The following is a 23,564-nucleotide window of genomic DNA, read 5'->3' on the forward strand; positions in this document are numbered from 1 at the left end:
TGTGAGTATTGACTTCATTGATTTTTCTTCGCACAAAACTCACTTCGTAAACATCTAATTAGTTTCGTTTATCGTTATTTTCTCAGCGTGCGCTAAATTTTATCAGTGTACTTCATGAGATATATTCGGGTACATAACTCACTTCAAATTATTCAGTAACGAAAGAGGCGGAATCGCAATACGCGGGTCCGCCTCTCCCCTGAATTGATTTTATATTCTGATTATGACATAAGTCCGCTAATCCAGTCCATCACAGGGTGATAAAAAACATAGATCCCGACTAAGACAGCAAACACCGCCGTAAGAAGCACAGCTCCTGCGGCGGTATCTTTTGCTCTCTTAGCCAGTGGATGAATCTCTGGCGAGATCAGATCAACCGTCGCTTCAATCGCCGTATTGAGCAATTCGGCAGTTAGGACAAGCGTGATCGAGAACAGCAACAACATCCAACTGGCCAGCGGAAGTCTGAACACGGCAGCGGCTATTAGCACAACCACCGCTAAACAGCAATGCACCTTCATGTTAAGCTCGGATTTGAATGCCGACACTAAGCCTTGCGATGCAAACCGAAAAGAGTGCCAGAACTTCTTGTGCCCTACCGCCGTGTTCTTCACCATTAGCGCGTCAACCCAACCTGAGATAGTACTTTTTCTTGCTTGGACATCATCTCTGCTTCTGAAGCTTCATCCTGATGATCATATCCTAACAAATGCAGAAATCCGTGAACGAAAAGAAAACCAAGCTCTCGTTCCAGTGAATGGCCATATTCCAGCGCCTGCTCCTGCGCACGAGTTACGGAAATGATTATATCCCCAAGTACGTCTGGAACTTCTTCCAGCGCCTCGCCTTCCTCTACCTCGTATATAATGTCCAGCTCGTCCTCTCCGCTTTCATTCATGGCAAAAGAAAGCACATCCGTCGGACGGTCAATTCCCCGGTATTCCAAATTCAACTCATGTATACGAACATTATCGACAAAAGTAAGAGCTACCTCGCCACGATCGATCCCTTCCGCTTCACCTGCTTTTTGCAAAATACTCTCCAGCAGCGTAATGAGATCGTCCTTTATCTCGTATTCTTCCTGCTCGTTATCCCAAACGATCTCCAAACTCATGGGTTAGGTGCCCCTTCCTCTTTTTTCGGCTTACGCACATCTTCTGGATATTCGATCCGTGAATGGAAAATTCCCATAACCGTCTCCTTCAGAGTCCGTGCAATAATATCCAATTCTTTAATCGTCAGATCACATTCGTCAAACTGATGATCATCCAGTCGACTTTTAATAATCTTCTCAATCATCGTTTCCACCTGCAGAACAGTTGGCTTACGCAATGATCTCACTGCAGCCTCGACACTGTCTGCAATTCCCACTACAGCCGCTTCCTTCGACTGGGCTTTCGGTCCAGGGTAACGGAAATCTTCCTCGGTAAAATCAGGATCGACACCTTTTTCTTCCGCCAGCTTCAGTGCCTTATGGTAAAAATAATGCAGGAACGTTGTTCCATGATGCTGCTCCGCAATGTCACGGATTGGTTTTGGCAGCTTATATTCTCGTTGCATTTCCACCCCGTCACGGGCGTGGGCAACGATGATAGATTTACTAAGCTTCGGTTCAATAGAGTCATGTGGATTTTCCATATTATTTTGATTCTCGATAAAATAAAACGGACGTTTTGTTTTACCAATATCATGATAATACGATCCAACCCGGCATAATAAGCCATCTGCTCCAATCGCTTCCGCGGCAGCTTCTGACAGGTTACCTACCATTACACTATGGTGATAGGTTCCCGGCGTTTCGGTAAGCAGTTTGCGCAGCAGCGGGTGGTTTGGATTAGACAATTCTACCAGCTTCAATGCCGATAGAATACCAAAGGTTGCCTCGAAAAAAGGCATTAGCCCAATCACAAGTACAGCCGTTAATAGTCCCCCTGCAAAAGCAAAACCAACCGAATACAAGGTACCTACCTCTTTCCATGCTCCTCCACCTAACAGTATCTGCATAAAGACTGTCAGACAGCCAAAAAGCGATACCATAATCCCGCCTTTAAGGAGCGTGGAGCGTTGACCCGCACGGTGAGTCGCAAAGATAGCCACGTACGAAACCACGATAGCAAAGAAACCAAAGTTAAAATCAAAGATTGAGTTCTGCTGCACATTCAAAATAACACTCGCCAGTACACTGAATAGAATGGAGCAGAAATAGGCCAAAGGCATGTCCAGAAGCATTGCAATTAACATTGCGCCAATCGCCACCGGTGCCAGGAATCCGATATAAGATCGGACATCGGTCTGCAAAACAGCGGCCAGCCGCATAGAGATAATAGTTATAACAAATACAAGCACCAGCATCAATAGCTGAGAATTGTTGTACTTAAAGCCTGAGGTGCCGCCTGAATAACGAATGAACGCAAGCAAACCGACGGAGAGCATCGCAGAGAGAATCAATAGGCCTAACTGTGGCCAGTAATTCACCTCATTGCTTAGTAGTCCATTCTCATCCAAAAGAGTGTAGAGCTCTGGAGTAATTAGCTGCCCCTTAGCAACAAGCGTGTCCCCTTGCTCGATGAATACATCAGGTGTGTTCTCCCGGGCTTGTACCTTCGCTTCCTTGGTAGCATCCTCATCGTAGAACTTGTTACTTGTGATCACAAGACGCACAAGCTCCTGAACAACCTCACGCGCTGTACGCTGGCTTAGAGAACTAATACTGACCTGTTCCGCTACCTTGGCGCGAGCGGTCTGCGCATCCGTAATCTGATCATTCATCAGCCTAGTTACAATATCTCGGGCGACAGGCTTCATCTCGATAATGTCCTGAGAGGTCAGGCGCGGAATCTTAATGTAAGTCTCTTCCGGAATGACATAGGTCTGCTCTTTGATGACAGATTGCATTTCATCCAAGAGGTGATCTGAATATGTAGCGCTGCCCCGATTGGAAGCTACGAAATTCAAGATGAAATCGCTGGCTCTCTGCGGGATTTCATCACGATAAATCCCCGTCTTATCGCTTTGCGAGATCAGATCATCCTGATTGAGGCGATCTATCCGGTCCAGCAGCGAGGTCACTAGGTTGTCTGCCCTCATCGGGATAATTTTGTACTTGGGAGATACGCTTTCGGCTGCTTCCTCAGCCGCTTTTAACGTAGCTTTGGTGTCCTTAATTTGTTTCGGTGCCGTTATTTCCTTTGCACTGTAAGTATTCTCTTTAATATCATATTTCTTAGGTAGCAATTCTGGCGACAAGCTGAAGTAGAACACTAGTCCGAGTAACAGGAAAAGAGCATAGCGTGTCACTGCGCTATACTTCCATCCGTTGTTCGTATATACAAATCCGCTTAATTTAGATGGTTGCTTTGAAGCCATGAAGACAATCCCCTTTATTGGAGGTTTTCGGCAGAGCGGTCATAGGCAACGATAATTTTCTGCACCAGGGAATGCCGTACTACATCCTGTTCCGCGAAGTAGACAAAGCCAAGTTCTTCTATGCCGGATAAAATCGCTTTGGCTTCAATCAAACCGGATTTCTTGCCGCGGGGCAGGTCAATCTGGGTAACGTCACCTGTAATCACCATTTTGGACCCGAAGCCGAGTCGAGTCAGGAACATTTTCATTTGCTCAGGTGTTGTATTCTGCGCTTCATCCAAGATGATAAATGAATCATCCAATGTACGTCCGCGCATATAAGCCAGCGGAGCAATCTCAATCAATCCCCGTTCAAGTGCCTTAGCCACCTGATCGGGCCCCATAACGTCGTATAATGCATCATAAAGCGGACGCAGATATGGATCTACCTTTTCTTGCAAATCCCCTGGAAGGAATCCTAGACTCTCTCCTGCTTCTACTGCGGGACGCGTAAGAACAATACGCTTAACCGAACCTTCTTTCAGTGCCGTAACTGCAAGCACCACTGCCAAGTAGGTCTTCCCCGTTCCTGCAGGACCGATTCCGAATACAATATCACGCTTCTTGATCGTTGTCACATAATGCTTCTGGCCGACCGTTTTGACACGGATAGGCTTTCCGCGAAAAGTTGTAGTAATTTCTCCTTTGAACAAATCGAGCAATTGATCAGCACGAAAATCTTTCGCCAGTTCCACAGCGTACTGCACATCACGTTCAGTAAGTATGTAACCGCTCCGAATGAGGGACAGTAGCACATTAAACAATTGCCCCAGCATGTCTACTTCCCGCTCAGCTCCACGAATCGTTAGCTCTGCTTCACGCGAATCAATAATGGCGGGAATTTCACTCTCGATGATTTTTAAGAATCCATCCTGCGGGCCAAACAGCGATTGCGCTTCTCCCGCATTTTGCAAAGATATACGAATGCTTGCAGTCTGTTCTGACAAGTAGCCTCATTCTCCTCAATTGTTTACTATTGGCAGTTCTTCGGAAATTTTTTCTTCTACTTCAAAGATCACTTTCATATAAACTTTACCATTCTCTTTCTTCTCATGCAAAACTTTTTGACTTTTGATGACGCTATCAACACCATATCGAGCTAAAATATCATTCTTCGCCCGCTCAATTCCCCTCGCTACTCCAGCTTCTGGAGTTATCGTATCCTTTGTTTCATTGATCTCCATTTCTTTCTCAGTCATCAGGCCCAGCGGCAGCTCAATAGAGCGCCAAGACAGCGGATCATGCTCTGTGAGCGTCTTTGAATTCTCAAAGGAGGATTTGCCATAACCCCACAGCTGAATAGCCCATTTCCCCAACACGAGATAGGTGCGATCCTTACGCTCCCCAGTGTAGGTGCTATTGGTTGTTTCAAGCGGAACCTCGATATTGTACTCATGCCAAACCAACCCCTTAACCTCACCCTTGGCTACCACATACTCTACATTTTCTTCGTCTCCAAGAGCACCGGAAATCAGGATATCCCCTTTTTTCACACGCGAATTACGCGCTACTACCGGTCTGCCCTGCTCCGCATATATTTCTGTTACCACCGCATCTGTTCGGCTAATTAAATGCCGTTGGCTAAGCAAAGGTTTGATATCGGGCTGTTTAGCCTCTACAACCTGAATTTTGATGCTCGTCCCCGTCCGTTGCAGCCCTATCCAAGAAACACCCGGTAAATGGGCCAGCAGCCCCTTAGAGAGCTTGTCCGGCTCCTCCAGACGCCATATCCACTGAAAAGGATACACACCCTCCTGGCGAGCGGCAGCCAATATATCCTCAGAAGCAATTTTTTCATTCCCTTCGACTCTAATACTCCATACCATCGTAGATAACATAAAAAGTGTAATTCCAAACATCAAAATACCTATGCCAAAAAATTTCCTTTTCCACAGCCGCGCCATAAGAAATGGAAGTCCGCTTCTACCGGTAACGTGCATACGACAGCCTGTCTTTTTTAAAATCGGCCGGAGGACATAAAAATCATCCAGAAGCAGCTTAAGGGAAGCGCCGCCCTCAGCGGGCCTCACATCCCAAATCATGATTCCTGCTTCAGAAATGAAATTAATAAATCGCTCCACCTGAGGTCCCGTCACATGCAGTGTAACGAACCCCCGCAGTGATGACAGAGGTGGCTCCTTCATGATCTCTCCTCGCTTTCGTTATATCTGATCTCCCCGATAACGCCTTCTACAGCCAATTCCTGGCCTAGAATATTTCGGATGACAAGTCCCTCGCCCGTGATTTCAAGCGATCCTTTAGCTAACGCGAGCTTAAGCTGACCAGAGGAAAAATGCAGCACGCCGCGATGATTCTCAATATGCAGTTCCTTATTGCCGATCAGGGTGATCCGGGGCATTTCCTGTAATAAGTCCTGTGGTAGATCCAGTACCCCGTTTGTCCATCCCCGCAGCCTGCGGCCAATACGGGTCATAAGTAGACGTTCCCCCTTCCTGCCTTCTGTACACCTTATGCGGCAACGCTTTTTTTTATGAGAAGAAGTAACAAAGGAGGACCCTTCAAGTGTGAAAAAAGCAAAAAAAAGCCCCGGCAACCTATCGTAAAGATAGGAAACCGAGGCTTTATTGTTACTATGATCCGTAAATATTATCTTCGGGTGGAATGCGGCTGACGAGAACGCGGTGGTCCCAGAATCTCTGCCCAGACTACACCATTGCGCAGGTCGTCACGACTCCCTGTTCCATGTGTCTGGTCTGCCGCAGAGGGTGAGTTTGTGTTTTTAGTCTTATTTGATCTTTTGGTATCTGCACCCGCTATCCCGTCAAAAGCAGATTGAAGGCGCCGCACCTCTTCTTGCATTCTTTGTGTGCGTAATTCAACTCCGTCATCGGCATGCTCCAAAGACATTCCTTCTCCAGTAGAATAATCTGGAGTTGGTATATACGCGGGTTCCGGAAAGGCAGGAGAGGCATCATACTCCCGGTTATCCTCTGACCTCGACTGCCGGGAAGAGGTGCTAACAGGAGCAGGAAATCCACTGCCAGACTCCGCTTGGCGCCCTCCATCGATATCCGGGCGTTTTACCCGGCGGAGCGGAGAATCCTCTCCGCCCCCAAAAGTGGGCATTCCCCCGCGAGGAGCTCCTTTGGGCTTGTTTTTAGTTGCTTTATTCACATTGGACACGATCGCGAATATAATAACCGCAATAATATAGATCCAGCTCATGGAGATTCACATCCCCTTTTATTTATTATTGTTAGGACGGTTATTGTCGTCCTGATCATTCATTTTGCCGAGAGAGCCCCGCATTTGGGTATCTGCCTCGATGTTTTTGATATTCATATAATCCATCACGCCGATTTGGCCATTTCTGAGCGCCTCAGCCATTGCCATAGGCACCTGAGATTCAGCTTCCACAACAAGCGCCTTCATCTCTACTACGCGCGCCTTCATCTCTTGCTCGTGAGCGACAGCCATCGCTCTGCGTTCTTCCGCTTTGGCTTGGGCAATGCGTTTATCTGCTTCTGCTTGCTCGGTTTGTAGATAAGCACCGATGTTCTTGCCTACATCGATATCCGCAATATCAATGGAGAGGATCTCAAAAGCAGTACCTGAGTCAAGCCCTTTGGACAATACCGTCCGCGAAATCAAATCCGGGTTCTCAAGGACATCTTTATGGGAATCACTCGAACCTACTGTCGTTACAATCCCTTCACCAACACGGGCAATAATCGTTTCTTCACCCGCACCACCCACGAGGCGGTCGATATTGGCGCGAACAGTTACGCGCGCTTTTACCTTAACTTCAATCCCGTTCTTAGCAACAGCCGCAACAACCGGTGTCTCAATTACACGAGGGTTAACGCTCATTTGCACAGCCTGCAGCACATCACGTCCTGCAAGATCAATGGCTGCTGCGCGAGTAAATTCCAAAGGAATATCTGCACGTTGTGCTGCAATAAGCGCATTAACAACACGGTCTACGTTACCACCTGCGAGATAGTGACTCTCCAGTTGATTAATGTTCAGTCCAAGACCTGCCTTAGTCGCTTTAATCATTGGGTTAACGATACGACTTGGGGTTACACGACGCAGTCTCATCGCCACCAGCGTAATAATACTGATTCTAACGCCCGATGCTAATGCTGAAATCCAGAGCATAACCGGGAAGAAACTTAAAAACACGCTCAATACAATAATCACCACTACCGCGATGAACAGAATAGGAATCAAAGATGCTTCACCCATACTATATAACCTCCGTAAATTTGTTGTAGAACTATTATTGGTTCCAGTGTTTACCTTATTCCTTGATTTCTTTCACAACAATCCGTCCGCCCTCTACTTTAATAACAGAGACAGGTGCATTAGCACTAATAAAACTACCTTCTGTAACAACATCCACACGTTCGCCGCCTATCATAGCCGTTCCTGAGGGACGAAGTGGAGTAATACTGGTTCCTGTAGTGCCTAATAAGCTAAGCTTCTCTTCTACAGGCACAAATCCCTGATCTTTAGTAAGGCTTTCCTTCAAAATAAATCTGTTCCATATCCCTCGTTCTTTAAAAATGACCGCAACAATTACTACAACTATAGTCGCAGCTACGAAAGAGATACCTAGACTGAGCAGTGCATGCTTATAGCTGTAAGCAGCTCGTACAACACCCGCTACAAGGCTGACAGAGCCTAGGAGCCCCAATATTCCGAAGCTAGGCACAAAGAGCTCCAGCACAAGCATGACAAGCCCAATGATAAACAAGAGCCAAGTTTCCGCTCCGGCGAATCCTGCAACATAGTTGCCGAAGAAATATAACACAAAAGCCAACGTCCCGATAATTCCTGGCGCACCAAAGCCTGGAACAATCAGTTCAATGACAACGCCTGTAATCCCAATGAACAGCAGAATCGTCATAATAATCGGATTGGTCAGAAATTGCGACATTTTTTCCGCACCGGTATGCTCTACGCGAAAGATGTCGTCTGTAGTATATCCAAGCCACTGAATTGCTTCTTCAGGGGTATCTGTAATTTGATCAGCGTAACCAGCTTTTAAAGCTTCTTCACTAGACAAGGCAATGATTTCTCCCTGTGTCTTAGTCACTCCAAGCTCTGGCTTATCCACGACCAAATTACTATCCACCATTCCAGCAGCAATGTCTGGATCACGATCATTCAGAGCAGCAGCGCCGATCATTTTAGATCTCCAGTAGGATATCATTTTGGCATCATCGACTTTTTGACCATTCATGTCTACCAAGGAAGCGGAGCCGATCATACTGCCCGGCTTCATGATTATTGCACCTGCATTAAGTGCTATGTAACTGCCTGCAGAAGCGGCATCACCTTTAATATAGGCAGCTGTTGGTATTTCACTCTCTCTTACCATCGTCCCAATCTCTTCTGCCGATTTCACCAGCCCTCCAGGTGTATCGACCTCTAGTAGAATAAGGACTGCTCCATAATTAGCGGCTTCTTCAAATCCTCTTTCCAAAAAGCTTTGCAAACCCCGTTCAATCTTTTGATCTACCGGAATAATAAACACGGGACCTTTTTTCAGCTCACTGTTCGTAACCCCCGGTGTTTTCGGGGCTGCCCCGTCAGCGCTTACATTCGTTGCAAAGGGTGTCAGGAGGAGTAACAGCAGGACCACAGGAATGCTAGCTAACAGTATTTTCCGTAATCTTCTCAATGATTTTACCTCCCTTCTTTAGCTTGACCCAGAACTCATAACCCTTAATACGCTGAAATTGGATTTACGTTTCATAACATAGAAAAGCACCCCTTTTGCAAGGGGTGCTAGTGCTATATTATTGCAGAAATTGCAGAACCGCCTGGTTCACGAGTTTACCATCAGCGCGACCTTTGACCTTAGGCATCAGTGCGCTCATGACCTTCCCCATTTCGCTCTTCGAAGAAGCACCGGTTTCCTGGATGGTCTGCTGTACAATTACTTTAATTTCTTCTTCGGAAAGTTGCTCGGGAAGATATTTAATAATAATCTCGATTTCTGCTTTTGTACTCGCGGCAAGCTCGTCGCGACCCGCTGATTCAAATTCTTGGAGGGCATCTTTGCGCTGTTTGATTTCACGACTAAGGATATCAAGCACTTCGTTGTCGTCCAATGTTCTCTTCAGATCTATTTCAAGATACTTTATTGTAGAACGAACCATTCGAATCGTGGAGAGCGTGAACTTGTCCTTACTCTTCATCGCTTGCTTCATATCTTCGTTCAATCTCTCGCTAAGATTCATGCGTGGGTAATCCTCCTAAAACTTTCTCTTACGAGCAGCCTCAGACTTCAGCTTTTTCTTAACGCTCGGCTTTTCGTAATGTTTGCGTTTCTTCACCTCAGCCAAGACACCATCTTTTGCGATGGAACGTTTAAAGCGACGAAGTGCAGCATCAATTGTCTCGTTTTTGCGAACTTTCGTTTCAGACACAGGTTTCCCCTCCCTCCGACCATACCGTCCAAGAGCATAACACGGTTTATCAAACTCCATTATAGGTCAAACGGAAATAACGTGTCAACCTTCGTGCTATTCTTTTTTCTGGCAAGTTCTTCAACATTAAATGATTATGCTATGCGTGCGAAGCTGAGTTTCCAGTGAGCGCACCCAGCTTGGCTCCACCCAGCAGGTGATAATGAAGATGAGGCACAGCTTGTCCACTATCAGGTCCGCAATTATTGATTAAACGATAACCAGACTCAGCAATTTCAAGGTCTTTGGCGATCTGTTGGGCTACACTGTGGATTTCAGCAATTAGCGGAAGATCCTCAGGTGTAACATCATTCATTGAAGCAATGAACTTCTTGGGAATGATCAACACATGTACCGGTGCAGCCGGCTCGATGTCGTAAAATGCAAGAATACGTTCATTCTCAAATACTTTTTTGGAAGGAATAGTACCCTCAATAATTTTGCTAAACACGGTCTCCATAGAGTGCTTGCCTCCTAAAAATTGGTGAAATTCCACTTCATCATAAGATAATCATACAGGATAATCATCAAATACGAAAGCAGCAAGCAAACTCAGCATAATCTGCCCTAAACTGTATCTGTTACAGAATGAACCATTAAATAAATATATCAACACCGTTAGGCCTAAAAAAGACAAAAAAAAGAGAAACACCCTTCACAGCTTATAAAGCTGATTCGGCGGCGGACGTATGAAAAGGAGTTCATTCCCTGCCATACGTCCGCCGAGGTGTTTCTAAAGTAATGTCGGCTTAGCTGTATTATAACAGCGCGTTGATACTGTATCTGTGATAAGAATCACACACATTATAGATCTTCACATTTTTTCCAAAAGGATCCGAGATCCCCCTCCACCCTGTTCAGCAGGTACTACTACCAGCTTGCGTGGCAGTCGTGCCCGAAGCTCTGGAACATGGCTGATAATGCCGACAGACAGTTGGTCGTTATGCAGTCTTTCCAGTGAGGTAATTACCGTATCGAGCAATTCCGGATCCAGCGTACCAAAGCCTTCGTCCAAAAAGAAAAATTGCAATGGATACTGTCCCCGCAGCTGAATCTGTGCCGAAAGTGCAAGTGCAAGTGACAAGGAAGTTAAGAACGTCTCTCCGCCGGAAAGCGTGGAGACCGGTCTTCTTACACCACCGTTTCCATCATCACGGATTACAAAGCCACCACCCGAATCAACCTCCAGCGCATAACGCTGTTTGCTCAGGAAACGAAGCCGCTGGGAAGCAGACTGGCATACCTGCATCAATTGTTCCTCCGCAATATACTCAACAAAAGCATTTCCACGTAAAACCGTCTGCAATTTGGACAAATGATCCTGTAGAGAAGCATGTTCTAGCCGCTGGGCTTCGAGCTCCATCCAGCGAATATGCCGATGCCGCAGATCCTCCAGATCTCGCTCTGCGCGCGCTCTTGCTTGCAGCGACATTTCATCCTCTGACTTACACACGCTTAAGCTCTCCTGGCTAACTTGCCACTCCTCATCACTTAAGCTGGCTCCGTCAAGCTTCTCTTCAATATTGCGCAGCTGCAATGAGACTTCAGCTTCTTCCGCACGATGGGCATGTACCCGAGAAGAAGAAATTTCCCGCTCTTCAGGTGCGAGAGCTGCTCCTTCAACCTCAGCGGCGGAACTAAAAGGTGAAGAGGTTAAGCTTTGCTCCCACAGATGGCTTGAAGTCACATAATGCTCTCGAGCAGATTCTGCAGCCTGGCGGGTAATCGCTGCCTCCTTGATCTCATGCTGCGCTTTTTCCGCTGCCGTGAGATGTAATCGTTGGCTGGTCTCCACAGCTGCTAACAATTCCTGCAGACGACGCTCACACTCTGCTAGAAGAGGGGCAGCAGCGCGGCCATTAGTCCACTCTAAAAGACGCCGTTCTTTTTCACGCTGCAATTCTTCTTTGCCTTCCATCTGTGTATTCCACTGAGTAAGCTCTTTATCGAGTCCGGTGATGGTCTCCTGAAGATTCTGCACCGAAGCGCTTTTCTCATCCAGAAACTTGACACTGATTTCCAGTCGGGATCTAATTTCCTCAGCTTGAGCATCCTTGGCTAACAGCTCACGATAAGCTTTTTCTACCTCTTCCGGTGCCAAATCAGGGAACTGCTGTACCCAGTTCTGCCGCAAAGCGGTTAGTTGGCCACTCAGTTCCTCGGCTTTGGCGGTTAGGCCTTCTACCCAGCTTCGCTCACCTTCGGCACCCGCTGCTTCTTTGAGGCATAGCTGCTGAACTTCCTGCATCGATTGCTGCCACTGTATCGCTGAACGGCGCAGTTCTCCAGACTGGCTTTTTAATGCTAAAAATGCAGCATCAAGTTCTGCCAAAGCCTTTTCATCTGGAATGGACATATCGGTAGAGGAAACCTCAGTAGTGCTGACTTCTGAGCCTGCCGCTGCAGGATGATTTACCGTATCAAAAGCTCCATCACCAAACACCTGCTCCAGCCAAACCAGGTCCTGCTCCCGCAGACCCCGGAACATATGGCGTGCTTCCAAAGCACGTCTGGACAACACACGCGCCTGTTGAAGTTTTAACTCCAGTTCCTGTTGCTCTACGTTATCCTGCAATACAGCAGGGGCCGGGTGGTTTTCGCTGCCACATACAGGGCAAGGTTGTCCTGCTTCCAATTCTTTAGCCAATCCAAGCGAGAGTCTGTGCAACTCATGCCCCTTGAGGGCTGCTTCCAAAGAACTGATATGTTGCTCCAGACTTTCTGCTGCGGTGCACGCAGCTTCTTCTGTCGCCAGCAGCTTCTCTTGATGCAGCGCCGCCTCGCGGATCAGCTGCCCGCGAGAAGCTTCCTGCTGCTCGCGACGGCCCTCGGCCTCCGCGAGGCGCGCCTGCGCAGCCGCGAGTGTAGTGGCACGCTCGCGGCGCTCCTTCTCCGCCGAATCCCACTGGGATTCGGCGGAGTGCAGCCCTTGCAGTCTCTGCATCGCTTCTTGCAGAGACTGCCGCTCCTGGGAGCGGACACCGAGCGGCTGCAAGCTCTGCTGCAGCTCTTGCTGGCGCTTTTGGCCCTTGGCCAAAAGCTCACGCTCCCGGGCCATGCCCTCCCGCAGCTGCGTCAGCTTGCGGGAGGCCTCTTCGCGGCGCTCGTGCAGAGCCGCGAGTTCGCGCCGCAGGGCGCCGAGCTCGGACTCGAGCTCGAGCGCGCGGCGGTAGGTGTCGGCCCCCTGCCGGAGGGCCGGCTCTTCCGCCGCAAGCGCGGCCTGCGCGGCAGCTGCGGCCGCAGCGGCATGCGCCGCCTCCTGCTCGGCAGCGGCGGCAAGCACCTCTTGGCCCTCCGCGCGGGTCAATCGGCTCTTGAAGGCGTCTTCCGCGCTTCGCCATGCTTTCAGCGCGGGAAGCCTAGCCTCGGCCTCGTCAGCTTGGCCGAGCTTCCGTTCAAGGAGGAGAACCTCCTCCTCCTTGGAGAGCAGTCCCTGCCGCTGCAATTCGCGGCGGGTACGTTCCTCTTGCAGCTCGCGAATGCGCGTGAAACGCTCCGCGACCTGCAGCGCCGCCTCCAGCTTGCGGCGGCATTCCGCAGCATGCTGGGCTGCTTGTTCGAGGCGCTCCGCCGCTGCCTTTACATCCTCTTTGCCTGCGCTGCCAAGCCCCTGCTGCTCCGCTTCGAGTGCGCGGAGCGCAGCCTCATTCTCCTTCACCCGTCGGCTAAGCTTCAACGCAAGCTGATCGCCATACTGTTCCAAATGGAACAGGCGCTGCAGCATTTGTCGGCGGTCTACGCCCCGAAGCGATAAGAATTCGGCGAATTTCCCCTGCGGCAATACAACTGCTCGCGTGAAGTCATCCATTTTGAGCCCAATATGCTCTTCCACACAACGTGTAACATCTGCGAGTTTATCCGCCATAACGTTATCCCCGTCAGGTGTAACTTCAATGAAACGGCTAATGGTGTTACTGACTGTTTGCTCACCTGTCCGCTTGAACTTACGTTCAACGCGATAACGATGTGCCCCAGCGGAAGAAGTGAGCTCAAAGGTAAACGCCACGCTGAGTGAATCCTCAGAGTGATTCATAATCCCCTGTGTTCCATTAACGGCGCGCTCCACTTTGCCATACATCGCCAAAGTAATAGCATCCAGCAAACTGGACTTGCCGCTGCCCGTAGGTCCAAAAATCCCAAACAGCCCGGTCTCACACAGACTTTCAAAATCTATTTCCTGCATTTCTCTATAACTCTGCAATCCTGCCACTTTTAATAAAATAGGCTTCACCTTAGTTCTCCTCTCCTTCCTCCGGCTGCTGCCGTTCTTCTTCGGTTAGCTGTAAGAACAGCTCAATCAAACGATCCTCCGGCTCCGCCCCGCCCGTCTGGCGCTGATAGAATTTACGGAACAATTCTTGTACAGGCATACGTGAACGGGAAATTTGTTCGAGCTCCAGCTCCATTTGCGGATAAATCGGACGAATATGAATGATCCCCTCACGTGATTTACGCAGGCGCTGAATATCATTCATCGACATAGCTTCACTGAGCCGAATCTCCAAATCTATAAAAGCGGAAGCATCTCTACCTTCATCCAACCAGTTATATACCTCTTGCAATCCCCCCGTAGAGCTCCATCTTACAAGTGGACGCCCACAGCGAAGATAGATTTCTTCGAAGGTCGGCTCACCGCCCGGCGCAACATCAATCAGCGTCACCGACTTGGCTTGTCCTGCTTCCGAAAAGCTATATGCCAGCGGGGATCCGCTATAACGGATCATCCCTTCCCCTTTTACACGCTGAGCGCGATGAAGATGGCCTAGTGCAGTATATTGCGCTCCACAGGATAAAGCAGAAGGGTCTACAGTGTAAGCCCCGCCCACCTGAATTGGGCGTTCCGAATCACTCTCTACACCTCCAAGCACATAAATATGGCTCATCGCCAAATTCACGGTTTGTGGCGTAAATTCCCGTCCCAACAGTTGCATAAGTTTGCCTACCCGTGCGCTGTAAGCTAGTCGAAGCTCCTCTTCCCCGCTGTCCCCAGCAAGCAACTCACCGAGACGTGCCTCAGAGGGATAGGGAAGGGCTGCGATTTTGGCAATCTCACCTGTCCGCGCAGCATGAACTGTCACTGGCTCTGAGGTTGGAAGTCCTACCAAGGTAATCCCCTGCCTTAATACAAGCGGGGAGACTGAAGATACGCGCTCCGGTTGGTCATGATTGCCGGCAATCACCACAAGGGGCCTGCCCCCTGAAGTCAGCCTGGCAGCAGCCTCATAGAATAATTGCTCCGAAGCCGCTGGCGGATTAACGGAATCGTACACATCTCCCGCCATCATAATCAAATCCGCCTTATGAAAATCGGCGATCTCCACCAATTCATCTATGAACTGCTCTTGCTCCTTCTGGCGGCTTCTTCCCTCCAGCGTACGGCCCAAGTGCCAATCCCCCGTATGCAATATCCGCATCTTCGTCCTCTTTCCCCGCTCCTATGCGGCAATGAATAATTTATAATTTCACAGCATGATCGCCGTCAAAAAAGTACAGCCAAATCTCGCTGATCGGTTCTCCCAAAATATCATGTAATGCCTTGCTGTATAACTCTAGCTGAAAACGATATTTTTCCTTAAGTGCCTCTAAGCCGCCCTGATGTTCTAATACAGAGTCCGTCTTATAGTCTAGCAGAATAATCCGGTCCTCTTCACGGAACAGGCAGTCAATGACCCCTTGAATCAGTACAGCCTCACTAAAGCCTTCCTTATTGTTCTCAGGGGAAAGCTCCGAGACGGCTTCATTCATATAATCGAGCCCTCGATAAGCCTCACCTGCGGGAACCATATAACTGAACGGCATTTCTCTAAGCTTCCAAGAAGAAGCTATTAATCTACGTCCCAGTTCATTAGTATAAAAAGCTTCTATCTGATCGGGAGCTACAGCCTCCACCTGCTCAGCAGTTAGAATAGCCACTCTCTGAAGTCGGGCTAAGGTTTCTTCCACAACCCTAGGATCAACTGAACCCTCCAGCGGAATATGCTGCATGACTGTATGGTATGCTGTCCCGCGTTCCGCTGGGGTTAGACTGCGTTTTTCCATAAATTTTGGACGCCGCAAATGAAGACTGTCCGCACCTGCAACACTTGGACGTTTATCGGTTTCTATTGAGGTTGTAGAATTGCCTTCTTCCAGCAGATCAAAAGAGGGCTGCTCCTGCAACGACAACAACGCTTTTAACTCCGTAACAGAAGTTTTAGCCGGAATACCTGAGGCTGCCGCATACGGATAATTCCATTCCAGTCTTCTAGCAATTTCATCGCTAGTCTCTGTTTCATATATATTTACAGCTTCACCCTTATGCAGTGCTTCGAGTACAGCTTGCCGTTCCTCTACCTTCTCTTCAGTCTGATCCGTTGGCAGGAACGCCCCAGAATTAAGTTCGGAAGCATTTTGCACACTGATGCTCCAGTTGGAGACATCGTTGTGCAGCACCGTGGAGACGGTACCTTCTGAACCGCCCAGCTTACGAAGAATCGCCGCCGCAGGGTGCCGGATCAATGCCGGTCCAACCCAGTCCAAATAGCTGCGCCCTCGGGCCAGCAGATGATCTGCAAGCAGCAGCTCATCCCGGTTCTGTACGCTGCTCCAGCTAGCGATTTTGCGCGGCAAATCTCTTACAGTGCCTACTAGAATCATTTTATCTCTCGGACGAGTTAACGCTACATATAATACACGCATCTCCTCCGCTAATAATTCAAGCCGTGTACGCCGGTTAATAGCCAGATAAGGAAGTGTTGGGTAGCTAACTCGCGTTTCCCGTTCCACAAAACGCGGCCCAAAGCCAAGCTCTTTGTGCATAAGAAATGGCGAATGCAAATCTTGTCGATTGAACTGTTTTGCCATCCCGGCTACAAAAACAACAGGGAACTCCAGCCCTTTGGATTTATGGATGGTCATGATTCTGACGCCATTGCCTTCTTCACCGCCACCGCCAGCTACACCCAGATCTCCGCCGTTCTCACGAAGCCGTGAAATGAACACCAGAAAACGGAACAATCCACGCGCTGCGGTGTCATTCTCAAATTGCACAGCCCGATCATACAAAGCTTTAAGATTGTTCTGGCGCTGCGAGCCTCCAGGCAGTCCTCCAACCCATTCCAGATAGCCGCTCTCCCCATAGATACGCCAGATCAGCTCACTGAGACTACCTTGTCTAGCCGCATTTCTCCAGCTTTCCAGCTGTTCTAGGAAATGTCTAAGCTTGCGCTTCAGTTCTGGACTGATCTGCGGCAGATCTTTATCAGGTAAAACATTATTCTCGACGGTGCTTGCGGATTCAATCACATGAGCCGAGAAGAGGTCATACTCTTCTTCAGCCTCTTTTGCATCTTGCATATCCACCGCCATCTGTACTGCTTGAAAATAAGGACCCTGACTACACATACGCACCGTAGCCAATTCTTCTTCCGTTAATCCGACCACAGGTGAACGAAGTACGCCAGCCAGCGGAATGTCCTGCTGAGGATTATCAACTATTTTTAAGAGGGAGAGTGCAATTTCCACTTCTGTAGCTTCAAAATAACCTTTATTCAGATCACCATAAGCAGGGATTCCTTCCATCCGAAGCTCTTCGATGATTAGAGGGGTCCAGATTCTTGCCGAGCGAAGCAGGATTACGATATCACCGTAAATAACCGGGCGCATAATCTTGAGTCCTTTATCGTAGATAAGCAGCGGCGATCCACCGGTCATCCCCGTCATTTGTGAAATACGCCGGGCAATTGCCCGTGCTTCCAGCTGCGCCGTCTCGCTCTCAATGGCTTCACTCTCCTGAAGTGGCGCCTCACCGTCTTCAGAAGTCTCTTCTGACTTCCCTGCTGTTGAACCACGATCTATCAATAATAACTCCGGTGCAAAAAAGGTATCAGGACCCTTCTCTGCTGCACCTGGGAAATTCGCTCCGTAAACAAGCTCAGCGCGTTCGTCATAATTAATCTCCGCTACCGTCTCATTCATAATCTGCCGGAAGATCATATTAACGGCATTCACAACCTCCATGCGACTGCGAAAATTACGGGCCAGATCGATAACCGAACCGCTAGACGATTCATTAGTAATTTCAGATGGATCATCGATTGGGTGTGAGCCAAAGCTGCGGTATTTATCCAGGAATAGCCCCGGCTCCGCCAGACGGAATCGATAGATACTTTGCTTCATATCTCCGACCATAAACCGGTTACCGGGTGTTTCACGGGATATTAGCCGCACAATCTCCTCTTGCACACTATTCGTATCCTGATACTCATCCAGCAGAACCTCATCGAATTGAGCACGGTATTCCATAGCTGCATCAGAAGGCAGGGAATGACCGGGCGTAGAGTCCGGATGGCGTAGAATTTGCAGACAATAATGCTCCAAATCACTGAAGTCGACTAGACCTCTTCCTGCTTTTTCAATTCTATAACGTTCACCGAATGCTATCACTGTCTCTGCAAGCTCTGCCATCAGTGGAGCCGCTTCGTTCAGCTCTTTCAAAAAAACCTCAGGCGGACGGCCAAACAATGCTTTCTGAAGATCTAAAATACTCTTCTTCACACTGTCGCGCAGTTCCTTCACCATCTCCTGCAGTCCAGGATCTGTCGAATCCTTCTTACAAGCCTTTAATTTTCCAAAATATACTTCCATAAAAATATCATATAATTCTGCCCAAGGTCGTTCGTTAACGGCATCCTGCAGTGCATTTACCATCTCAAGATCAGTGGTTAAATTCTCAGCATAGGGTGCCGGACCACCCGGTTGTAGTGCAATCTCCCGGCCTTGCATCAGCTGACTGGCTGCACCCGCAAGTGTCAGCTTCGCTTCTTCAAGAATGCTCAGCACCCATGGCGTTCCACCCAGACTTTCGGTGTCTGGCAATGAGAAATCAGCTGCAGTATCACGGAGCCATTGCGCTGGCCAAGGATGGCTGCGGGCGTAATCATGCAATCGCTGTATGAGCGCATGCACTGCATCATCACTGCGTTCACCACTGAACCAATCAGCGAGCTGCACAAATATGCTATCCTCGCCATCCGCACCTACCTCACCGTACTTTTCCTCCAGCAACTCTTCAAGCAGCTCCTGCCGCATCATCTCCGCTTCATGCTCATTTAATATGCGGAAACCCGGATCAATCGGAATCATTTGATAATAACGCCGGATCACTTCCAGACAGAAGGAGTGCAACGTTGTAATCGAAGCTTTGCCCAGCAGGGATAGCTGACGGCGCAAATGGTCGTTCTCCCCGTTCTCCTCCAGCTCCCGATCAAGGGCTTCCCTGATCCGCTGCCGCATTTCGGCAGCCGCAGCTTTGGTAAACGTGGCTACTAGTAGCCTGTCTACACTGAAGCCGTTCTCTTCCTTACTGATCTTTCGAATAATCCGTTCTACCAGCACCGCCGTCTTGCCGGAACCTGCTGCCGCAGCAACGAGGATGTCATCACCGCTCTCCGCAATGGCGCGCCACTGGTCATCACTCCATATACTTCCTTCCGGTTTCGCTTCTATTTCAGCCTTCATACTCAAGGTGTAGTTCCTCCTTTGCGGGACAGCAGATCCCATATAACATCCTTCCCTGGCTTACCCAGATTGTTATAGCTGTTGCCTTCCACAGCTTCATCGAACTGGCAGACAGGTCTAAAGGAACAGAATGTGCAGGCGGTCTCCTGCCCAATTCGGTACGGCTCAATCGCCACATCACCCTCTGTAATCCGTGTCCCGATATCCGAGATCGTCCCTCTAACGGAGGATAATAGATGGCTCCACTGCTCTGGTGTAGCTACTGAGGCACTGCTATAAAAGCTGCCGTCAGCTTTTACTGCTACAGGCACGATAGAAGAATACCCTTTGTCTAAAGTGGTATCCATCAGGGAGACAACCTCACGATCAGCTGTAAGCAGTCCTTTCATCTTGAAGCGTTTCAACAGCTCTTGCTCAGCCTGTTCCTTGTTCATCCCGTTGGATGAAGTTAACAACGGATCATGCACATGGAAATAAAGCGTGCCTGCTGGAAGTGCCGGCTGCCCCAGCCATTGCTCCGAATATGTCAGCAGCACATCCAAATAAGTCAGCATTTGCAGCGACAATCCATAATACACCTCATGCAGCTTGAGATCCTTTTGGCTCGATTTATAATCAATTACCCGCAGAAGAATACCGTTCTCTCCACGAGCCATGTCTACACGGTCAATCCGGCCAACGACCTCCATCACACAGCCATTCGGCAGCGTAATTCTTAAAGGCGGCAACTCCTTATCCGGTCCAAAATCCAGCTCCAGCCCTACTGGCTCAAAGCTGCCCCGGCGGGCGTGCTCGCCCAGAATCACAGAAGCACGTCCAACAATATTCTTAAGCTTACGGGAGATGTACCCGTAACGTTTGGAGCTCATTAGAATTTCACCCTGCAACATCGGAGATAGCCGTTCTACTGTCTCACTGGCCTCACGCCGACATTCATCCGGAGATAAGCTGCCCCAGCCCCGTCCCTCTTGTTTCAGTCTTATCGCCATATCACTTAACGCAGCATGGAACAGCTGTCCAATATCAGGTGCTTGCAGCTTATATAACTGGCGCTCTTTCAGTCTTAGTCCGTAGGACGCAAAATGGGAAAATGAGCACGCAACAAATTTCTCCATCCGGGACACACTGCCCCGCAGTGTTGAGCCACCATACAATCTGAGGCTTGTGCCACGCTTTAGCTTCGTTCCCTCATTACGATAGAACAGTGAACTTAGCAAACGTTCCAGTTGAAATTTACGATCTTCGTTCTTAGTAAACCAGTTATACACATCCCACCATAGCTCCGGAATTTCTGTTCCTTGGCGCCACTGCCGCAGCTGCATAATCAATGCGCGAAGACTCTGTTCTGGTTGACCAATGAAACCGAGATGGATAGGATTTTCGACTTCTATAGGTAGTCCCGAAGGGGGAAGTGCTGACAAGCTGTGCTCTTGAACCCTTGGGAACATTCTATGCAAATGCCGGATAACCTCAGAGGGAAGGAGAGCTTTGCCCTCATCATCCGCTGTAGCGTAGCTAATCCAGAGCTTTCGGCTTCCTGTCGTTAGTGCATTATAGATCAGAAACCGCTCGTCCAGCAGTTTACGAGAAGCGCCGGGAGCAAGCTCCATTCCAGCATTCTCTAGTACGGAGCGTTCACCTTCCGAGAGAATTCCATCTTCCTTAAACTGCGCAGGCACAACACCTTCATTAAATCCAAGCAAAAAAGCGTATTTAACCCCCGTTGGGCGAGTCCGATCCATATTGCCGACCAATACTTGATCCAGTGCGGGCGGAACTAGTCCCATTTTAAGTTCAGCAAGACCTGTCTCTAGAACTCCAGTGAACACTTCAAACTCAAGTCTTTCATTGCCCATCATTTCTACTATCTGATCTAACAGATCAAGTACCGCACCCCACAACTGGCTATGTTCCCTAGCCTTCTCGGGTTGGCCCTTCTCCATAGACTTAACACTGAGTTTCTCCAGCTTTCGCGCAACATCCGTCTCTTCAAGCAGCTTGTACAATGCCGTACAAAGTTCAAGACCGCTACGACTTTTCTGGATTCTTTTCTCAAAAGCAAATAATGGACCTGTTATACTAGCACGGCATCGTTCCATAGTAGCAAGCAGTTCATCATCCATCTGTCTGCCGCCTTCCAGCGACAAGCTAGGAATACCTTTCCAGGAGCGGCCATCTGTCCAGCGGTACCCCTGAATCCCACAAGCCAGCACATAGTTTTCTAAAGCATCCATATCTTCACGCGTAATACTACCGTCTAGCGGAAGCAGAAGCTCCGTCTTTACGCAACGGAATACATCCTCATAACGCCAGCGACGACGCACTACATCCAATGCGGAACGTATAAACTCCACTAGCGGATGATGCAGCTCATTCACCTTCTGGTCCAGAAAAAATGGCACTCCATAATCTTGGAACAACGGCTGAACCAGCTGCTCGTAATCGCCAATATTGCGCATCAATACGGCCATTTCGCCATATTTTGCACCTTCATCCCGCGCCAGTCTAGTCATTTCGCGCAGGGCTCCCTCAACCTCTGCTCTGTGCGAAACTGCGGCGCCTATGGATATAGCCTCTCTTGCCAGTTCATCCGCATCTATCCAAGCCTTCCGGCGATCATATCCCCGTTCAAGGTGAGCAAGTACTGGACTTTCTTCAAAACGCGGAAGAACCGTTGGCTCCAGCAGCTCGTCCCATACATCAATGCCCAGCTCTTCAGCAATTCCACGCAGTTTAATGTAAGTAACCGCAGTTGGGTGAAACAATTCAAGCTCATTCAACTGATCTCCATAGGGGTAAGGACGATCAATTGTAAGCGAAACCGTCAGCCTCGAAGCTTGCTGCATCAATTCTCGAAGCACTACGAATTCCTGCGGAGTAAATCCATGGAACCCATCTACCCAAATCTCTGCCCCGCGAATGTAAGAGGAATCTGGAATATGCTCAGCCAGTTCTGCTAAACGATCCTCTTCATCGATATAAAGACGGGACATTTCATTCTCTAAATCGCTAAAAACCAGCTGCAAATCATCCAGCTTACCCTCAAGAATAGGACTTCTTGCAATAGCTCCTCGCATAGCGGACAGCTGTTCCTCTAAATCAGTGGAACCCAAACAGCAACGTTTCATCTCCGTGTGCAGTTGGTTCAGACGTTCCACAAAACCCGGTCTGTCTGCTGAGGCACCGAATAATTTCAGTTCCTCTTTGCGGCGACTGATGATTTTGTAAATTAACATTTTCTTACCTTCTTCACTGATTGGCAGACTTGCACTGCCACCAGTTTCCTGCTTCACACGATAGGCAAGCCGCGAAAAACTCAGTGTCTGCGCCCGAAGGCTTCCCTTCACATTCCCTACGGTCAGAAGCCCCCGTTCTGCTCCAAAAGAACCTTGCTCTGGCACAAGAATAATAATCGGCGCACCAAGCGGTTCCTTTTCTAAGGAAGAAGAGATAGATTCCCATATTTTTGTTGTCTTGCCACTGCCCGAGCGGCCTAGTAAAAAGGTTACCGGCATAAATGATAGACTCCTTCCGTAGCGGAGAAAATATATAGAATACAGGGTGAAATATCCACCCATTGATTACACTCCATTTAAAAAATTTCAGTGATTCCTCGTCCCCTCAGTATATCATAACCACACTAATCGGAACATGTGTTTGCTAGTATTTTCTAATGTTTTACAAAGGATAAACAGCTATGAGTACAAATAAAAAAAGCAAACCTCCGGATTTTGGCGGCTTGCTTTTTAGAGTGTTTAGTTTGTTTTTAATGCCAGTTGTGCAACGTTAGATAGGAGCTGCCAATGTCGGAGCATAGGGTCAATGTTAGACTGTTCAGCGTTCGGCGTTCAGCATCCAGCGTTCAATACTCAACACCCCGCACTCAACATTAGCACTCTACGCCGATCGTTTTGTAATCCGCATTCCGCATATCATAATTCAATAAGCATCATTCGTTGTTTACTATTTAGTATTCCGAATTTAACACTCAACATTTCGGCTAGGCTTGTTTCATTAATTACTTAGGGACCCAGGAGCCGTTATTCGTGGATTCAGTGCTGTTATGGCAACTTTTCGGACCCCACTGACGCTATTCTTCGAAAATGTGCTGCATTACGGGTGTTATTGGGGCAATAGCGCCTTTAGGGTCCGTAAGAATTCATTAATGGGCTGTTTACGCTAAATAGAGTCATCTGAGTCCGTTGGCCACTACTTGCCTTA

General features: G+C 48.6%; 16 protein-coding genes. All 16 read right to left on the minus strand.

Annotated elements, in window-relative coordinates:
* Positions 1 to 221: 221 nt before the first annotated feature.
* The 16 genes from NYE58_RS28210 to addB all read right to left on the minus strand — a co-directional run bounded on the left by NYE58_RS28210 (position 222) and on the right by addB (position 22,858).
* A complete protein-coding gene (locus tag NYE58_RS28210; protein WP_076129003.1) occupies positions 222 to 617 on the minus strand; it encodes a diacylglycerol kinase family protein in 396 nt (131 codons plus the stop codon).
* Complete coding sequence (ybeY, locus tag NYE58_RS28215) at positions 617 to 1,114, minus strand: rRNA maturation RNase YbeY (protein ID WP_341003595.1); 498 nt, start codon at positions 1,112 to 1,114, stop codon at positions 617 to 619. The genes NYE58_RS28210 and ybeY overlap by 1 nt, the downstream gene beginning before the upstream one ends.
* Positions 1,111 to 3,366 (minus strand): HD family phosphohydrolase, encoded by a 2,256-nt coding sequence (locus NYE58_RS28220; protein ID WP_076128999.1) that lies wholly within the window; start codon positions 3,364 to 3,366, stop codon positions 1,111 to 1,113. Before NYE58_RS28220 ends, ybeY begins: the two co-directional genes overlap by 4 nt.
* Before the next feature lie 14 nt (positions 3,367 to 3,380).
* Positions 3,381 to 4,352: a PhoH family protein gene (locus NYE58_RS28225; RefSeq protein WP_036683834.1), complete on the minus strand. Its 972-nt coding sequence runs from the start codon at positions 4,350 to 4,352 to the stop codon at positions 3,381 to 3,383.
* A gap of 15 nt (positions 4,353 to 4,367) precedes the next feature.
* Entirely contained in the window at positions 4,368 to 5,549 is a 1,182-nt protein-coding gene (gene yqfD / locus NYE58_RS28230) for a sporulation protein YqfD (protein WP_076128997.1), read from the minus strand.
* Positions 5,546 to 5,839: a sporulation protein YqfC gene (gene yqfC, locus NYE58_RS28235; protein WP_036683844.1), complete on the minus strand. Its 294-nt coding sequence runs from the start codon at positions 5,837 to 5,839 to the stop codon at positions 5,546 to 5,548. The genes yqfD and yqfC overlap by 4 nt, the downstream gene beginning before the upstream one ends.
* Positions 5,840 to 6,012: 173 nt before the next feature.
* The gene (locus tag NYE58_RS28240) at positions 6,013 to 6,591 is read right to left on the minus strand and encodes a hypothetical protein (RefSeq protein WP_076128994.1); all 579 of its coding nucleotides are present in this window, start codon (positions 6,589 to 6,591) and stop codon (positions 6,013 to 6,015) included.
* 18 nt (positions 6,592 to 6,609) lie between these two features.
* Positions 6,610 to 7,614: a flotillin-like protein FloA gene (gene floA / locus NYE58_RS28245; RefSeq protein ID WP_036683849.1), complete on the minus strand. Its 1,005-nt coding sequence runs from the start codon at positions 7,612 to 7,614 to the stop codon at positions 6,610 to 6,612.
* Between the two features lie 55 nt (positions 7,615 to 7,669).
* Entirely contained in the window at positions 7,670 to 9,055 is a 1,386-nt protein-coding gene (locus tag NYE58_RS28250) for an NfeD family protein (RefSeq protein ID WP_076218333.1), read from the minus strand.
* A 118-nt stretch (positions 9,056 to 9,173) separates the two neighbouring features.
* Complete coding sequence (locus NYE58_RS28255; protein ID WP_036683862.1) at positions 9,174 to 9,617, minus strand: GatB/YqeY domain-containing protein; 444 nt, start codon at positions 9,615 to 9,617, stop codon at positions 9,174 to 9,176.
* 15 nt (positions 9,618 to 9,632) lie between these two features.
* Positions 9,633 to 9,806, minus strand: coding sequence for a 30S ribosomal protein S21 (gene rpsU, locus NYE58_RS28260; protein ID WP_036657994.1), 174 nt, complete (start codon positions 9,804 to 9,806; stop codon positions 9,633 to 9,635).
* Positions 9,807 to 9,945: 139 nt separating this feature from the next.
* Positions 9,946 to 10,305: a histidine triad nucleotide-binding protein gene (locus tag NYE58_RS28265; RefSeq protein WP_076218332.1), complete on the minus strand. Its 360-nt coding sequence runs from the start codon at positions 10,303 to 10,305 to the stop codon at positions 9,946 to 9,948.
* A gap of 354 nt (positions 10,306 to 10,659) precedes the next feature.
* Positions 10,660 to 14,076 carry an AAA family ATPase gene (locus tag NYE58_RS28270; RefSeq protein WP_341003596.1) on the minus strand — a complete coding sequence of 1,139 codons (3,417 nt, stop codon included), beginning with the start codon at positions 14,074 to 14,076 and terminating at the stop codon, positions 10,660 to 10,662.
* 1 nt (position 14,077) lies between these two features.
* Positions 14,078 to 15,259, minus strand: coding sequence for an exonuclease SbcCD subunit D (locus NYE58_RS28275; protein WP_076218330.1), 1,182 nt, complete (start codon positions 15,257 to 15,259; stop codon positions 14,078 to 14,080).
* 40 nt (positions 15,260 to 15,299) lie between these two features.
* Positions 15,300 to 19,343: a helicase-exonuclease AddAB subunit AddA gene (gene addA / locus NYE58_RS28280; RefSeq protein WP_341004307.1), complete on the minus strand. Its 4,044-nt coding sequence runs from the start codon at positions 19,341 to 19,343 to the stop codon at positions 15,300 to 15,302.
* A gap of 2 nt (positions 19,344 to 19,345) precedes the next feature.
* Complete coding sequence (gene addB, locus NYE58_RS28285) at positions 19,346 to 22,858, minus strand: helicase-exonuclease AddAB subunit AddB (RefSeq protein WP_341003597.1); 3,513 nt, start codon at positions 22,856 to 22,858, stop codon at positions 19,346 to 19,348.
* Positions 22,859 to 23,564 lie beyond the last annotated feature (706 nt).

The sequence above is a fragment of the Paenibacillus sp. FSL L8-0708 genome, from assembly GCF_038009325.1.
Lineage (GTDB): Bacteria > Bacillota > Bacilli > Paenibacillales > Paenibacillaceae > Paenibacillus_AQ > Paenibacillus_AQ odorifer.

Bases quoted from the DNA above. Each gene is read 5' to 3' on its own strand.
- NYE58_RS28210 (WP_076129003.1), bottom strand. From the start codon at position 617: ATGGTGAAGAACACGGCGGTAGGGCACAAGAAGTTCTGGCACTCTTTT.
- ybeY (WP_341003595.1), bottom strand. From the start codon at position 1,114: ATGAGTTTGGAGATCGTTTGGGATAACGAGCAGGAAGAATACGAGATA.
- NYE58_RS28220 (WP_076128999.1), bottom strand. From the start codon at position 3,366: ATGGCTTCAAAGCAACCATCTAAATTAAGCGGATTTGTATATACGAAC.
- yqfD (WP_076128997.1), bottom strand. From the start codon at position 5,549: ATGAAGGAGCCACCTCTGTCATCACTGCGGGGGTTCGTTACACTGCAT.
- yqfC (WP_036683844.1), bottom strand. From the start codon at position 5,839: ATGACCCGTATTGGCCGCAGGCTGCGGGGATGGACAAACGGGGTACTG.
- NYE58_RS28240 (WP_076128994.1), bottom strand. From the start codon at position 6,591: ATGAGCTGGATCTATATTATTGCGGTTATTATATTCGCGATCGTGTCC.
- floA (WP_036683849.1), bottom strand. From the start codon at position 7,614: ATGGGTGAAGCATCTTTGATTCCTATTCTGTTCATCGCGGTAGTGGTG.
- NYE58_RS28255 (WP_036683862.1), bottom strand. From the start codon at position 9,617: ATGAATCTTAGCGAGAGATTGAACGAAGATATGAAGCAAGCGATGAAG.
- NYE58_RS28265 (WP_076218332.1), bottom strand. From the start codon at position 10,305: ATGGAGACCGTGTTTAGCAAAATTATTGAGGGTACTATTCCTTCCAAA.
- NYE58_RS28275 (WP_076218330.1), bottom strand. From the start codon at position 15,259: ATGCGGATATTGCATACGGGGGATTGGCACTTGGGCCGTACGCTGGAG.
- addA (WP_341004307.1), bottom strand. From the start codon at position 19,343: ATGAAGGCTGAAATAGAAGCGAAACCGGAAGGAAGTATATGGAGTGAT.
- addB (WP_341003597.1), bottom strand. From the start codon at position 22,858: ATGCCGGTAACCTTTTTACTAGGCCGCTCGGGCAGTGGCAAGACAACA.